This is a genomic window from Paraburkholderia edwinii (assembly GCF_019428685.1).
Taxonomy (GTDB): Bacteria; Pseudomonadota; Gammaproteobacteria; order Burkholderiales; family Burkholderiaceae; genus Paraburkholderia; species Paraburkholderia edwinii.
Genome location: NZ_CP080095.1, coordinates 2,258,425 through 2,273,467 on the forward strand (window position 1 = coordinate 2,258,425; position 15,043 = coordinate 2,273,467).

A 15,043-nucleotide genomic window follows, 5' to 3' on the forward strand; every position below is an offset into this window, starting at 1 on the left:
CATGCAAGCACCGCGCGCACGAGCGCGCGTGGCTGCGCGGGTCGGGTTCGTGGCGAGGTGGGCGCGCGGCGCATGCCGATCTCGTCTCGTTCGCGGCTACTTCGTCGCTGGTGCGGAAGCCGCGGCGGCCGCAGACGAAGCAGAAGAAGCAGACGAAGTCGATGTGGCCGGCTGCGGCGGCGCGCCCGCCGCAGCCGCCTGCCGCACGACAACCGGCGCATTCGGCCATGCGCCATAAGCCGACGGCGCATAGAGCGCCTCGACACGTGTCGGCGGCAGGCCAAAGGTGCCCGCATTATTCAGCCGCACCGTGTACTCGATCGAGAAGCGGCCCTTCGGCACGTACTCGTAGTACGCGCGATATGCGTCGAAGCCGCGTTCGACGAACGTGGGCCACGCGGTACGCGGCGTGTTCTCGTCCTTTTGATCGTCGCGGTTTTCGCCGAGCATGGCCGCTTGCGAATCGCGGCCGAGCCCCGAGCCGAGGATCGTCGCGCCAGCGGGCACCGGATCGTCGACGACGACCCACGTCATATCGCTTTGTGCATCGATGTCGAGATGCACGCGCACGACGTCGCCGCGCGTGTACACGCCCTTGACGGCCGGATCGAGCGGCGTGACGTTCTTCGCGATCCGGTAGCCGGCGGCGAACGGCGCTTTCAGCGCGACCGCGGCGAGGCTTTCGATGGTTGCCCACGGCTTGCCGGCGCCTTCCTGCGTGAGCGTGAGCAGCTGCGTGCCCTGTGCGGCGGGCGGCCACGGCAAGAGCGTGCTGCGTGTGGCGTTGCCAATGGCGGTGGTTTTCGTGGTGACCGCGCCTTGTGCGGACGAGGCAGTCGAAGCGGCGGAAGCCGCGCCGGCAGCGGAACCGGAAACAGCGGCAGCAGCGGAGGCGCCGGATCCGGAAGCCGGCGAAGCCGCCGGCCCATTCCACGCAATCGCTTTGTCGATCGCGCCAAGCCGCACCATCGTCCGTCCCGTCACCGGCTCGCTCTCGAACGCGCGCGAAAAGCGTTCGACGGCAAGGGTGCCCCATACATTCGACGTCGTCGTCTGCCATGCGCCGTTGCGCTGCAGCGCGAGCAGCCCGCTGATCAGACGCGGCATCTCGTCCTTCCATCCCGGCGCATCGACGAACGTCAGCGCAAGACGTGCCGCGTTCGTTTCCGGACCGGTCATGAGCCACCAGAGATCATCGCTGGCTTCGGTCGAGAATGTCAGACGCGTGCCCTGGTACGTGAGCCGCGCGCGCAGAATCTGTTCGAGCTGAGCCAGCTTGTCCTGTCGTCCGCCGATATCCTTGACGCGCGACAGCACCGCGTAATAATCGAGCACAGCCGAGGTCGGCCACTGGTTCGGCGCGATTTCGATCGAGTCGAGCATGCGCGGCGCAACCGCGCCATAGCGCGACAGCGCCTCGAGCGCGGCCAGCTTGCGCAGATCGAGATCCTTGCGCGGCGCCCACGCGTTGCGCTCGATGCGGCCTTCGACGAAGGCCCTCAGACCCGCCTCAAGCTTGCCGCGCAAGTCGTCGGGCAGCGCGAAGCGTGCATCGAGCTTCGCTGCTTCGTCGCTTGCCGACAGCAGATACGCGGTCAGCACCGTGCTGCCCGTGTTGCGGCTATCGTCACCGGGCGGGAAGTAGTTCGCGAGACCGTCGCGATCGAGATAAACGGGCATCTTCGCGATGACCGACTGCCACAGTTGCGCGTCGCGCAGGCCGAGTGCGCGCGAGCTTTGCTGTTCGAGGCACGTGTACGGATAGCGTTCGAGCCAGCGCCGAACGCCGGGCAAACCGTCCGCGAGCTTCGGCTGCAGCGATATCGCAATGCCACCACGCACGGCGCCGTTGCTGCCCACGCTTGCATCGGGCGGCGCGGCGACCGGCATCGACAGCGTGCCGTCGACTTGCGCGAGCGTCGCCTGCTGGACCGTGACCGGAATCGCCGCAGCAACGCGCTCGGTGATCTTGAGCGAATCGGCTGCATGCGGCCCCGCCTGCTCAGCCGCGCTGACGTTCCAGACCAGCGCCGGCAGCGCGGAGTCCGCGAGTCCATCGGGCGTCGTCACATTCCACGCAATCTCGCGCGCCGAATCCGCGCCGACATCGACCGTTTGCGACGGCAACGCAAGTCCCGGCACGTTCGCATTGACTAATACCTTCATCGCGCGCGCTGTCGTATTGCGCACCGTGAATTGCGCGCGGAACTGATCGCCTTCGCGCACGAGCGGCGGCAGCCCGGAAATAAGCTGCAAATCCTGCGTGCTGCGAATCGTTGCGCTGCCGGTGCCGAACGTGCCTGTCCCCACTGCGGCGATGGCGACGATCCTGAAGCTTGTCAGCGAATCGTTGAGCGGCACATCGATCGATGCCGCACCCTGCGCATCGAGCGTGACGCGCGGGTTCCACAGCAGGAGCGTATCGAAAAGTTCGCGCGTGGCCGCATGTCCGCCGCCGCCGCCGGCCGGCACCGCCTTGCGGCCGAAGTGCCGGCGTCCGACGATCTCCATCTGTGCAGTCGAGGTTTCGACGCCGTAGGCGCGCTGTTGCAGCATCGCGTCGAGCAGATCCCAACTGCGGTTCGGCATTAGTTCGAGTAGGGCTGCGTCGACGGCGGCGACCGCGATCTGCGTGCCGGCCGGCGCGGGGGCGCCGCCTGGCATCTGCACGCGGAGCTTCACGTGCGCTTTGCCGCGTACCGTGTAGGTCGGCGCATCGGGCGTCACGTTGACCGCGAGCCGGTGCGCGGCTGTGCCGACCTTGATTTGCGCGAGGCCGTAGCGGAAGGCTGGCTTCGAGAGATCGACGAGCGGCGTCGGCGGCTCGTAATGGCGACCCTCGTACCAGAACGCGCGCGCCCATTCGAGCGGCGCTTTCCAGCCCCACGTGAAGAACGAATACCACGGGACGTCGCGAATCCGCCCGCGCAGCGCCAGCACCGAGACGTAGACGTTCGGCCCCCAGGCCTCATCGACCTTAAGTTCGATCGTCGGATCGGTGCCGTTCAGTTGCACGACGCGTGTGTCGATAATGCCTTCGCGTTCGACCGCGACGAGCGCGGTCGCGAAACGGAACGGCATGCGCACCTGGAAGCGCGCGGTTTCGCCGGGCTCGTAGCTGGTTTTTTCGGGCAATACGTCGATGCGATCCGTGTTGTCGCCGCCGAACCACAGTTCGTCGGCGCGCGTGACCCATACCGATGTAGTGGCGCTCGACTGGCGGCCATCCCCGTCTTTCGCCGTCACGACGAGGTCGATATTGCCCGCTTCGCGCAGCGTCGCGTCGCACGACAGCAAGCCGTGCGCGTCGCTCTTGCCGCTGCAGAGCGTGCCGAGGTCACGCGTTTCGGTGTGGTTGTCGTACGCATAGAAGCCGCCGACCATGCGCTTGCGCGAACTGGTCGTGATGCGCGCGATGGCGCGCACGTCGAGTGCGACGCCCGCGCGCGGCTTGCCTTGCAGATCGACGGCCAGCGCCTTGACCGGCACCGTATGGCCGACCGACACCCATTGCCCCGACTTCACGCCCGCGACGACCGCGGCCGGCCACAGTGTCGTGCCGCCGCTGATGGTTTGCACCTCGCCGTTCGGGTCAGCGAACGTCGCTTCGAGCACGAGGCGTTTGGGCGCATCGAGCGGCGGCAGGTTTTTCAGCGTCAGGGTGCCGGAACCGTTGCGGTCGAGCGTGACCGGTTCCTTGTCGGCGACGAGTTTTGCGGCGTCTTCGTTCGACGAGGAGGATGTGTCGCTGTCGTCGCCATCTTCGTTTCCTGACGACGAAGCGTTTTCGTCCGATGGCTTGCGATAGGGCACAAAGCTGAAGTCGGGATACGTATCCGCGAATGCCGGCGACAGGCTTCGGATCAGCGCCGAGACCTGCACGGGCAAACCCGATGCCGCGCCGCCCGACACATAGTCGATCTGCAAGGCGAGCGACGCTTCGCGCGCGGCGATCAGCGGATGCGCTTTTTCGTCGAGCACCGCAATCGAGCCTTTGAAGACAGGCAGGCGGAATGCTTCGACGCGGAAGCTGCCTGATTCGTAGCTCATGTGAGGTGCCACGCTGCCGTCTGTATCGCCTTCGCTATCGCTGCTGTAGGCGCTTTCGCCACCGTTGTTGTTGCCGTTGCCTGTTGCCGCGTTCGGGTTGCCATCGTCGAGCGACACGCTGTATTCGCCGAGCTTCGCCGCGGCCGGAATCGCGAAGGTGGAATCCGCGGTGTGATCGGCGGCCCATTTCAGCGGCAGATGGTAGGTCTGTCCGCTGCCCAGATGCCGGATCGTGACGCGAGTCGGATACCGCTTCGGCATGGCGAAGCCGGTGAGCGTCTCGACGCGCAGCATGTGTTTCATCGACACCGTTTCGCCGGCGCGCAGCAGCGTGCGATCGAAAATCGTATGCGCGCGGACCGTGTCTTCGCGGCTCATATCGGTCGGCACATTGAAGCGCCACGACTCGATGCCGCGATTCCATTCGGAGCGCACGAACGCCATGTCCGGGCCGTTCTTCGGATCGTCGATGCGTGCGGAAACGAAGAGGCCTTCATAGTTGTCGTCGTTGCAGCGCGCGGGCGTTTGCAGCGGCTTGCCGATCGTGAGCAGGCCACGCGCATCGGTTTTGCCTGAGGCGAGTTCGCTGCCGTTGCAGTCGCTCACGCGGATCCCGGCATTCGGCACCGGCTGGCCCTTGTCGAGCGTCGTCACCCAGACGACGCTGTTTTCGCGACCCTGCTTGAAGTGCACGCCGAGGTTCGTCACGAGCACTGCCGTGCGCACGTACATCGGCGCGGGCTTCGCGAGCAGCGACGCGCCGAGTGCCGGCGAGGCGAGCTCGATCACGTAGAAGCCCGGCTTTTTGATCGGCACGCCAACCACCTCGAATGGCCGAAGCGTCTTCGGGTCGGCCTTCGGTAAGGTCAGCGTCTCCACGCCGCGCTGGCCCGCGAGCAGCGACAGCGAGCGCACGTCGATCAGGCGCTCGCGCTTGTTATTTTCCTGCGCGTTGTCCGGGGATTCGTCGGGTGTGTGCGGCACAAGCACCGGATGCGGATTGTGGTCGAGCAGACCCGGCATCAGCTTCGCAATCGATGCGCGCGTCATTCCATACTGGTCGAAACGATCGACGACGCGCATCCAGCGGCGGATGTCGGTATCGGCATCGACGCGCATTTCGCTGAACTGGGTATTCTGGGCATCGCTCGCGTTGAGCCCTTCGACGTGCAGATCCGCTTCGACGTTGCGCAGCGTGACGGGCGCGAGCGCCGGCATGTCGGGCTCCGCATAACGCTCGATAATGCCGAACGTACCCGATGAGAACTTCGCAAGCGGCGGCAGCGGCGCGGTCGTCGTCTTCAGCGGAAAAATATCGGCATTCGACAGCGCGCGGCCGCTGACATCTTTCAGATGCGCGGGCACGTCGATCGCTAGTGCTGCATGTTCGGGCAAGGGAGCGGCGAATTCGACGGTGTCGACTTCCGCGCTTTTGTCGTCGCGCGGGAAGGTCGGCGCGATGCCTGCCGCCGTGCCGGGGCCATGCAGCCGGATCTTTTCGGCATCGGCGCGCGTGATCGGCGCATTGAACTTCACGCGCAACGGACGCAATGGCGTGCAGGGCGCCTTCGCGTTTTCGCGTTCGCATGAAAAGCTCGCCGCGAACGGCTCGCGCACTGTGTAGTCGAAGCGTCGCTCGACGTCGTTGGCAAGGCCGCTCGGGCTCGCGACGCCAGCGCCATAGACCAGCTGCATCTTCGTGCCCGACGGCAGCGTCTGCTGGCATTGCAGCGTCAGGATGCGCGCCGCATCCTTCTGCAAGCGAAAGCGCGCGAGCAGGGCGCTGCGCACCGGGGCGTCGACCGCCTTGACCGGAATGCGATTGCCGAGGCCGCTCGATTCGCACCAGATATGTTCGTGTACCGAAGCATCGGTAGCGGGACCGTTGAGCCGTACGATAAACGCCTGGTCTTCTTCGATTTCGCCGCCGCCGGGCATCACGCTCTGGACGAACGGGCCGCCGGTTTCGAAAGCGAAGCGGCGCGGGCCGGTCAGCGCCTCGCCGGACGACGATTTCAATGCGTCGTTGAGGTCGATCGAGCAGCGCACGCCGGGCGGCAAATCGGCCTTGAAGTCCCACGCCCATGTTTTTGCATCGATCCAGCGGCCGCTGCCGGCACTCGCCGATGCGTTGTCGCAATGCACGCGCGCGGGCGCTGCCGCATTCGCGGCGCCGAACGCGGTCATCGCCTGATCGAACTTGACGACGACCTGGCGCGCCTGCGCGACCTTGCCTTGCGGCGATATCTGCGTGATGCGAGCCGCATCGGCTTGCCAGGCGAGCGCGGCGAGGCCGCAAAGCGCGACGAACGTCAAATAGGCTGTTCGCCGTGTCCACCGACGGGTCCCGCGTTGCATCGCCAATCGCATCGAGCGCGCTCCAGATCGCTTACAGAACGTTGGCGATTCTAACTGAGGGAGAGGTGGGTTCCCAACCGTCAAACGGTGTGGGCTGAAGCCTACACAGTGCGGGGCACCGGACTATCTTTTCGGGCAGTGATGGCTTAAGAAGCGGTTCACGAAGCGGCGCACTTGACTTACAGTGCACTCGAAGTCCTAACCTTGGTTCCGTCATGTCCTCAGCACTCACGATCGGTCAGGTCGCCGCTTCGAGCGGCGTTTCCACATACACGCTGCGTTATTACGAGCAGGCTGGCCTGCTGCGCGCGGTCGGACGCAGCGGGGCGGGGCATCGCCTCTACTCGCCGGCCGACCTCGACTGGCTGCAGTTCGTGATGCGGCTCAAGACGACTGGCATGCCGATTGCCGGCATGCAGGCGTTTGCCGCATTGCGCGCGCAGGGCGAGGCGAGCGTCGGAGCGCGCCGCGAGATGCTCGTTGCGCATCGCGACGCGGTATTGGCGCGCATCGCCGAGTTGCAGGCGAACCTCGCGGCGATCAGCGACAAGATCGACCACTACGAAGCGATCGAGCGCGGTGACCAGCGCGATGACGTGCAGTGAGACATGACATGTCGATCACACTGAACGGAGCGAAGGATCACGATGGAACACACTCACAACGAACTCGACGCGCGCTATGCGCGTGGCTGGGAGAAGCTCAAGGAAATCGACGGCGCGGCCGGAGAGAAAGTGCTCGCATCGCTCGCGCCAATTGCGCCGGATTTCGCGCGTCTGCTGATCGAATTCCCGTTCGGCGATATTTATAGTCGTCCGAAGCTCGATCTGCGTTCCCGCGAAATCGCGACGATCGCCGCGCTGGCAGCGCTTGGCAATGCGCAGCCGCAGCTGAAAGTGCATATTGAAGCGGCGCTCAACGTCGGATGCACACGCGACGAGATCGTCGAAGTATTCATGCAGATGGCCGTGTATGCGGGTTTTCCGGCCGCGTTGAATGCGCTCTTTGCCGCCCGCGAGGTGTTCGGGCATGTCGACGCGCAAGAGGGCGTGGCGACTTGAAACTGGCGGGCGTTAAATCGCGCTCCGGCGCGGCTTGGGCGGGGCGCTTTTTTACGTCGCGTCGCGAGCGTCGTCGGCATGCGCAGGGTGCGCGCTGACCCTGTGCCAGTAAAACAGCAACCCGACGCCCGCCACCGCGAGGCTCACGGTATTCGCGACCCAGAAACCGCGCGCGCCGGTCAACCACGGCGGCACGACGCCGCCGACGTTGAACCCGAGCAGATACCCGCCGCCGAGCCCGACGCCCCACAGGGCGACCGCGTAGATCGCGGTCGGTACGATCACGATCCGATAGGCGCGCAGCACGAACGCCGACGTAACCTGCAATGCGTCGCAGATGTGATAGATCGCGACGATCAGCACGAGCGGCAGCGCGGCGGCCGTCACGTGTTCATTTGTCGTATAGCCCGCGACGATCAACGTTCGCAGCGCCAGCACGATCACGCAGAAGCAGCATGCGATCGCGCATGCCATCAGGATGCCGTGCCGCGCGAGCGTGCGCGCCGCTGCATCATGACGTGCGCCGAGCGCGCGCGCGACGAGCGTCGACGTTGCGATGCCGATCGACAGCGGCGTCATGTAGAGCACCGCGCCGAGGTTTGCCGCGATCTGGTGACCGGCGAGCGTCGTCGTGCCGAAGCGCGCGATAAAGATCGCCATGAACGTGTACGACGTCACTTCGATCAGATACGACGCGCCCATCGGAATGCCGAGCTTCAGTAGCGCGATCTGCCGGCGCCGGACCGGCCAGCAGAAGCGCGCGAAAATCGCGAACGGCCTGAAGACGTCGAGCTTCACGAGCAGCAGCAAGGCGGTCGCGCCAAGCAGCCAGTTCAGCGCGGTGCTCGCGAGCGCAGCGCCCGGACCGCCGGCCGCGGCTATACCAAGGCCGCCGAAAATCAGCCACAGATTCAGCGGTATTTTCAGCGCGAGCGCGCCGACCTGCAGAAACATCACGAGTCGCGGCTGGCCGACCGCGGTTGCGAGCGCGGAGTAGACGCGAAACACGAGCGCCGCCGGCAGCCCGAACGCGAGTATCTGCAGATAGGCGACCGTGCGCTCGCGCAGTGCATCGGGCGCGTGCGCGAGCTGCAGTAGCGGCGGGGCGGGGAAGTACAGAATCAGAAAGCCGATGATGGTCAGTGCCGCGGCGAGCCATAGCGCCTGCCGCACGTCCTCGCCGATTTCCTCATGACGTCCCGCGCCATACGACAGACCGACGATCGGCTGCAAGGCGGTCAGAATGCCGGTCAGCGTGATATAGACCGAGATGTAGATCGAGGCGCCGAGTCCGAGCGCGGCCAGATCCGTTGCCGAATAGCGGCCGACCATCGCGGTATCGATCACGCCGAACGCGATGATCGCGAGCTGGCCGATCAGCACCGGCCACGCGAGCACCGCGATCTTGCGGATGTCCGCGAAAAAGGGCGTGCCAGGGGGTGGTTCGGTGCTCACCGTGGCGCTCATTGCGGCAGTTTGGGCCGCTCGTTACGCCGTTTGACCGGTGGCTTCGGCCGGTCGATCCGCACATAGAGCCGGAAACGTTCGTCGCGGTCGGCCGCGCGGCGGCCTTCCCAGACCAGCTTCCAGGCGAAATTCGGCATCGCGCTCGGTTCGCCGAAGTCCTGCGTGTCCTGGCGCAGGATCACATCGCAGTCTTCATCGGTGAATGAGAAGTGCATGCCGCCGAAATAGGCGAAGGTCGCGATCTGCGCATTGCCGAGGCGCACCGGCGAAATACACGAATAATCTTCGGGCAGATGAGCGGCGATTTGCTGCGCGACGTCCTTGTAGGTCCGGCTGTAGTTGACGATCGGCAGCCACAATGTCATGAGCAGCACCCACATCAGCGTGGTGCCCGCGCTCGACAGCACGACGCTGCGCCACAGCACCTTCGGATGCCGCGCGACGCGCCATTGCACGAGCGCCATCCAGCACACCGTCACCGCGATCGCGCAGATCAGCGACACCATCTTGAACTGCGGCACGTAGCCGGGCACGAGCCGCGACAGGTTGCGCGCGAGGAAGAACGGGAAGCCCGTCATCGACGCCAGCCAGACAAGCCAGACGAACGAGCCGAGCACGGTGAAGCTCAATACCGCGAACCAGTCGAAGGCGTTGATCGCGCCGCGTTTCAACGTGGGCAGCGCGAATGCCGCGAGCACCGATAGCGCGGGCAGCGGCAGCATATAGAGGCGGTTCGTCTCCGAGCTTTGCAGCACGACAAGCGCGAACAGCGGACCGATTACCGCCAGCGGAATCGCGATATGCGGCGAGCGGCGCAGCCCCGACCAGCTGATCCATGCCCAGATCGCCAGCGGCCACGCGGGCCACGTGAAAAGCGGCAGGTTCTTGAGCGCATACAGCAGCACCGGACCGAACGGGCCCTGGAACGAGTTCAGGCTGCCGCGCATCCACTGATTCAGGAACCAGACGCCGTCGGCCGGAAACGCAGCGAGCACGGCGATCGGCCACGATATCGACAGCGCGAGCGCAACGGGCAGGCCCGCGATCAGCAGCCACCGGGTGCGCGCTTCGCGCACGATCAGCGTCATGACGAACGTGCCGACCAGTAACGCGCCTACCAGCACCGGGCTGCCCGTCAGCATGACGAGGCCGAGGCCGCCGCCCCAGATCAGCGTGCCCTGTATCGGCTTGTCGAGCATGCGCACGAGGCCGTAGACGAGCATCGAGATACAGAAGAACTGCGCGAGCGCGGGCGTGGTCTCGTGACCGCGCTCAGCGAGGCCGAAGCAGGCGAGCAGAATCAGCAGCGCGCCGTCGGCGAGTGTGCGGCCGTAGTCGCGCGGTTCCGGTTCGCCGCCGAACGCATATTTGAAAGGCTGCACTTCGGGCCGCCGGCCGAGCAGATACGCGCCGTACCAGACGAACGCGCAGGCCGCACAAAACAGCAGGCCCGTGAAGACGCGCGATGCATTGCTCGCGTCGACCAACGGAGCGAGCGCGCGGATCGCGAGGGCGCCGAACCAGTAGCCGAGCGGTCCATCCGACGTGATGAATTTGCCGACGAGATTCGGCAACAGCCAGTCGTGCAGGTTGCCGTTGGCCATCGTCCACATCACGCCGAAGCCGGCCGCGTCCTCGTTCTTCCACGGGTCGCGGCCGAACAGGCCGAACGATGCGTAGATCACGCAGATGGCGAGCAGCAGGGAGCGCGGTAAGGCGCTGGTCGCGGAGGCGGTGAGTCGGACAACGGGTCTCATGCGGTGTTATTGATCGTGATGAAGCGTTTTTCCGGGACGCGATGGACGCACGGTGCGCAGCTAATTGAACAGCAAGCGGTTGGGCAGCGGGGCAACCTCGGTGTTGAACACGGAGTTCGCCAGCGGGTGGGTCCCGGCATGCGGCGCGCAAACCCGGCCGGTTTTGAGCATCCGGCATTGTAGACGTGCGGGGCGCTGCACGTCATGAACGTGTAACAGGCGGCATGGCGCGCAGACAACTGGGTGTTGACAACGGCGCGTCGCCGACGGTGGTTTTGCTGCGGTGCGCGCTGAGTTGCGCGCGGCGTTGCCCGCTGCATTGTCTTTTGCGGGTCGGGTTTTGCGGTTCGGCGGACGACCGGGAATGGCTGTCTGGAGAGGCGTGATGATCTGCAGCACGCACCGGTTGAGCGTCCGACGTTTGGGCCCGCATGGCTTGCCGCCCGCGCGAATCCGGTATGCATCCGCGTGATGCCTGTTCCGCCTGGTGCGCTTTTTCCGCTTTGCGTGATTAAACGCGATGCCCGCGCTTGCGTGGCAATCAAGCACGGTGCGGTTACGGAGCGGGCGAGGGCCGGTTTCGTCCAGACGATAAAAAAGGGCAGCGTGTGCTGCCCTTTCTGGTGCCTTGTCGCGCGGGTCGAGCATTGCGTGTCGTCCCGCTGCGGCGAAGTTGGTGAAGCGCGCTTACTTCGTCGCCTTGCCCGTTGCGCGGGCGCCGAACTTCTTGTTGAACTTCTCGACGCGGCCGGCCGTGTCCATGATCTTCTGCTGGCCCGTGTAGAACGGGTGCGATTCCGACGACACTTCGATCTTCGCGTGCGGGTAGCTCTTGCCTTCGAATTCAGCGGTGTCGCGCGTCTGGATGGTCGAGCGCGTCACGAACTTGAAGCCGTTCGACATGTCTTCGAACAGCACTTCGCGGTAATTCGGGTGGATGCCTTCTTTCATGGTCTTTCCTGTGATCGGGCGGTAGCCAGCCTGCGAATCCTGATGCGCCTGATGCGCGAAACGTGCGCTCAGTTTATGAATCCGTAAGCCACTTGCCTAAGGTCGAAAAACGGCGATTATGCCAGAAAATCAGTCGCTTGACGAGAATTTCGTCAGATATTTCTAATCTGCGGCCGTTGTCTGCAGCACGCCGGTTCTGGCCGGATCCTGCCGGTAGTAACAGGCCAGCAGCCGGTAGAGTTCGGGGTATTCGGCCTCGAATTCGCGCGGCTTGACGAACAGCGCTTCGCTGCAGACCGCGAAGAATTCGGACGGGTGGTCGGCCGCGTACGGATCGATCAGCGATTCGCGCTCGAAACGCGCCCAGCGGCGCTCCGGCACCGCGTCGATTTTCGCGCAGAAATGATCGTACGCATGGTCGAACACGTCGGCCCACGCGGCGCTGTCGAGCGGCGCGTGCAGCCGCCGGAAGAGCGGCGGATGGCCGTCCGCGTCGCCCGTCACCATGTCGATCTTATGCGCGAATTCGTGAATCACGACGTTGTAGGCGTCGCTGCCGTCGGTCATCTGCGCGTCTTCCCATGACAGCACGACCGGACCACCTTCCCATGCTTCGCCGCTCGCATCGTGTTCGACTTCATGGACGATGCCGTCTTCGTCTTCGACCGTCTTGCGGATCACGAACTCGCCCGGATAAACGATGATGCCGACCCAGCCGCGATACAGCTCGAGGCCGAGATTGAGCACCGGCAGGCAAGCCTGCACGGCGATCGCGACGCAAATCTCGTCGGTCAGCTCGAGCTCATGCGCGGTTGAGAGTTCTTTTTGCGCGAGAAAGAGGCTCGTCATCTCGCGCAGGCGCAACTGGTCGTCCGGATCGAGCCGCGCGAGAAACGGCAGGCCGGCGAGCGTCTTTTGCCACAGCGCGTCGGACACGGCGTGCGTGCGCAGCGCGCGCTCGCGGCGGCGTGTGTCGATCCACTGAGTCAGTTTCGAGAGCATTGCTGAAGGCGGCGACGTCATTGCCTGATGGCGCGACGGCGCGACGTCGGTTTTCTGGCCAAGGGTTTTGCAGACAGCGACGATTTTAATCGCGCCGCTGCCGGTCATGCGAATGACGACACCCGATAGTGCGGGATCGCTCGCTCACGCTCAATGAAATACGCCCGCGAAAGCGGGCGTGTTCAAGCATGAGGCGCGGATCGAAGCGCCGACCTGCGGCGCCGGTTCGAAGCAGGCGAGTGCGTTAGCCGCCGCCGCGCCGCATCATGTCGAAGAACTCGGAGTTGTTCTTGGTCTGGCGGATCTTGTCGAGCAGGAATTCCATTGCTTCGACTTCGTCCATGTCGTGGATGAACTTGCGCAGCACCCAGATCTTTTGCAGGATCTCGGGCTTGATCAGCAGTTCTTCGCGGCGCGTGCCGGACTTGTTCAGATTGATCGACGGATAGACGCGCTTTTCCGCGAGACGCCGTTCGAGGTGCACTTCCATATTGCCGGTGCCCTTGAACTCTTCGTAGATCACATCGTCCATGCGGCTGCCGGTTTCGATCAGCGCGGTGCCGATAATCGTGAGCGAGCCGCCTTCCTCGATGTTGCGCGCCGCGCCGAAGAAGCGCTTCGGACGCTGCAGCGCGTTCGCATCGACACCGCCCGTGAGCACCTTGCCCGATGCCGGCACGACCGTGTTGTAGGCGCGCGCGAGACGCGTGATCGAGTCGAGCAGAATCACGACATCGTTCTTCATTTCGACGAGGCGCTTCGCTTTTTCGATCACCATTTCGGCGACCTGCACGTGACGCGCGGCCGGTTCGTCGAACGTTGACGCGATCACTTCGCCCGCCACCGAGCGCTGCATTTCCGTCACTTCTTCAGGACGTTCGTCGATCAGCAGCACGAACAGCACGACGTCCGGATGGTTCTGCTTGATCGCATGCGCGATGTGCTGAAGCATCACGGTCTTGCCCGACTTCGGCGACGCGACGAGCAGGCCGCGCTGGCCTTTGCCGATCGGCGCGATCATGTCGATGATGCGGCCCGTGACGTTTTCTTCACCGCGCATTTCACGTTCGAGCAGCAGCACCTTGTTCGGGTGCAGCGGCGTCAGATTCTCGAACATGATCTTGTGCTTCGACGCCTCCGGCGGCTGGCCGTTGACCTTGTCGACTTTCACCAGCGCGAAATAGCGTTCGCCGTCTTTCGGCGTGCGCACTTCGCCTTCAATCGTATCGCCCGTATGCAGATTGAAGCGGCGGATTTGTGACGGACTGATGTAAATATCGTCCGTGCTCGCGAGATAGGACGTTTCCGGCGAGCGCAGGAAACCGAAACCATCCGGCAGCACTTCGAGCGTGCCGTCACCGAAGATCGTTTCGCCCGTCTTCGCGCGCTTTTTGAGAATGGCGAACATCAATTCCTGCTTGCGCAGGCGGTTCGCACTTTCGATCTCAAGGCCATTGGCCATTTCGATCAACTGTGACACGTGTTGAGTCTTAAGCTCGGATAAATGCATACGGAGAACCCGCAGGAGAAGGTGCGACCTGAAAAGAAATCTGGGAGGAGAGTTGAGCGGAACCGCTCAGGGACTTAATCGTCTTTTCGACGTTTTGTGAATTCTAGCATAGCACACGCCTGCTCCAGCTTGCGTGGCGGACCGGCCGCTTTGTTTTATCCGTGTTGTCAGCCGACAACAACAGACCATTGAACGCAGAACGTGGAGGGGCAGCGACACCATCTCACCCGGAATGCACGCTTACCGCGCAGCAGACCGGGTGGGGGAGCGGGCGGGGTAACGAAATTGCTACACCCACGAAACTGCTACACCCGCACGATTAGCCGATCACAAAACACGACAATAAAACCGCCGCAATAAAACGACCGGCTAATCGATCAATTAAAAACTGCTTAAAGGTTACCGTCGAGGAACGCGGTGAGTTGCGACTTCGACAGCGCGCCGACCTTCTGTGCGGCAACCGCGCCGTTCTTGAAGAGAATCAGCGTCGGGATGCCGCGCACGCCGAACTTCACCGGCGTGGACTGATGCTCATCGACGTTGATCTTCGCGATCTGCAAGCGGTCTGCGTAGTCTTTTGCGACTTCGTCGAGGATCGGTGCAATCATTTTGCACGGGCCGCACCATTCCGCCCAGAAATCGAGCAGTACAGGTTTATCCGATTTCACGACGTCCTGTTCGAACGATGCGTCGCTGATGTGCTTGATTTGTTCGCTCATTGTCTGAATACCTCATCCGGTTCGAGGCCTGCCTGAATGCTCGCCACGATACATCAAAACTGAAGAAAATCTCCGTTCGCTTTACCGCAAAGAAAGGCTCTGCCGAATGACGTTCGAAGGTCTGCTGGGACTGGCTGCTAAGAACCTGCGAAGGCGCTCGGCGCTTGG

General features: G+C 63.9%; 9 protein-coding genes and 1 pseudogene. 2 read left to right on the forward strand and 8 right to left on the reverse strand.

Features of this window, described 5'->3' with window-relative positions; all coding sequences use genetic code 11:
- Positions 1-186: 186 nt before the first annotated feature.
- Positions 187-6,408 (reverse strand): annotated as a pseudogene (locus KZJ38_RS10060) (alpha-2-macroglobulin family protein); the annotation flags it as partial.
- A gap of 215 nt (positions 6,409-6,623) precedes the next feature.
- Here KZJ38_RS10060 and KZJ38_RS10065 point away from each other — a divergent pair.
- Both KZJ38_RS10065 and KZJ38_RS10070 read left to right on the forward strand, forming a co-directional pair.
- Positions 6,624-7,013, forward strand: coding sequence for a MerR family transcriptional regulator (locus tag KZJ38_RS10065; protein ID WP_219799904.1), 390 nt, complete (start codon positions 6,624-6,626; stop codon positions 7,011-7,013).
- Between the two features lie 42 nt (positions 7,014-7,055).
- Positions 7,056-7,469, forward strand: coding sequence for a carboxymuconolactone decarboxylase family protein (locus KZJ38_RS10070; RefSeq protein WP_219799905.1), 414 nt, complete (start codon positions 7,056-7,058; stop codon positions 7,467-7,469).
- A gap of 51 nt (positions 7,470-7,520) precedes the next feature.
- Here the strand turns inward: KZJ38_RS10070 and KZJ38_RS10075 are convergent, their stop codons facing one another.
- The 7 genes from KZJ38_RS10075 to trxA form a co-directional block, all read right to left on the reverse strand.
- Positions 7,521-8,924 (reverse strand): MATE family efflux transporter, encoded by a 1,404-nt coding sequence (locus KZJ38_RS10075; protein WP_246641708.1) that lies wholly within the window; start codon positions 8,922-8,924, stop codon positions 7,521-7,523.
- Positions 8,925-8,932: 8 nt separating this feature from the next.
- Positions 8,933-10,693: an ArnT family glycosyltransferase gene (locus KZJ38_RS10080; RefSeq protein ID WP_219799907.1), complete on the reverse strand. Its 1,761-nt coding sequence runs from the start codon at positions 10,691-10,693 to the stop codon at positions 8,933-8,935.
- A 60-nt stretch (positions 10,694-10,753) separates the two neighbouring features.
- Complete coding sequence (locus KZJ38_RS10085) at positions 10,754-11,341, reverse strand: hypothetical protein (RefSeq protein WP_219799908.1); 588 nt, start codon at positions 11,339-11,341, stop codon at positions 10,754-10,756.
- A gap of 39 nt (positions 11,342-11,380) precedes the next feature.
- Positions 11,381-11,644 carry a type B 50S ribosomal protein L31 gene (locus KZJ38_RS10090; protein ID WP_075158829.1) on the reverse strand — a complete coding sequence of 88 codons (264 nt, stop codon included), beginning with the start codon at positions 11,642-11,644 and terminating at the stop codon, positions 11,381-11,383.
- Between the two features lie 162 nt (positions 11,645-11,806).
- Entirely contained in the window at positions 11,807-12,646 is an 840-nt protein-coding gene (locus KZJ38_RS10095) for a M90 family metallopeptidase (protein WP_219800212.1), read from the reverse strand.
- A gap of 244 nt (positions 12,647-12,890) precedes the next feature.
- Positions 12,891-14,156 carry a transcription termination factor Rho gene (rho, locus tag KZJ38_RS10100; protein ID WP_219799909.1) on the reverse strand — a complete coding sequence of 422 codons (1,266 nt, stop codon included), beginning with the start codon at positions 14,154-14,156 and terminating at the stop codon, positions 12,891-12,893.
- Between the two features lie 392 nt (positions 14,157-14,548).
- Complete coding sequence (gene trxA, locus KZJ38_RS10105; protein ID WP_006048864.1) at positions 14,549-14,875, reverse strand: thioredoxin TrxA; 327 nt, start codon at positions 14,873-14,875, stop codon at positions 14,549-14,551.
- Between the last annotated feature and the right edge of the window lie 168 nt (positions 14,876-15,043).

Bases quoted from the DNA above. Each gene is read 5' to 3' on its own strand.
- KZJ38_RS10080 (WP_219799907.1), bottom strand. From the start codon at position 10,693: ATGAGACCCGTTGTCCGACTCACCGCCTCCGCGACCAGCGCCTTACCG.
- KZJ38_RS10090 (WP_075158829.1), bottom strand. From the start codon at position 11,644: ATGAAAGAAGGCATCCACCCGAATTACCGCGAAGTGCTGTTCGAAGAC.
- rho (WP_219799909.1), bottom strand. From the start codon at position 14,156: ATGCATTTATCCGAGCTTAAGACTCAACACGTGTCACAGTTGATCGAA.
- KZJ38_RS10085 (WP_219799908.1), bottom strand. From the start codon at position 11,341: ATGCTCGACCCGCGCGACAAGGCACCAGAAAGGGCAGCACACGCTGCC.
- KZJ38_RS10095 (WP_219800212.1), bottom strand. From the start codon at position 12,646: ATGCTCTCGAAACTGACTCAGTGGATCGACACACGCCGCCGCGAGCGC.
- trxA (WP_006048864.1), bottom strand. From the start codon at position 14,875: ATGAGCGAACAAATCAAGCACATCAGCGACGCATCGTTCGAACAGGAC.
- KZJ38_RS10070 (WP_219799905.1), top strand. From the start codon at position 7,056: ATGGAACACACTCACAACGAACTCGACGCGCGCTATGCGCGTGGCTGG.
- KZJ38_RS10065 (WP_219799904.1), top strand. From the start codon at position 6,624: ATGTCCTCAGCACTCACGATCGGTCAGGTCGCCGCTTCGAGCGGCGTT.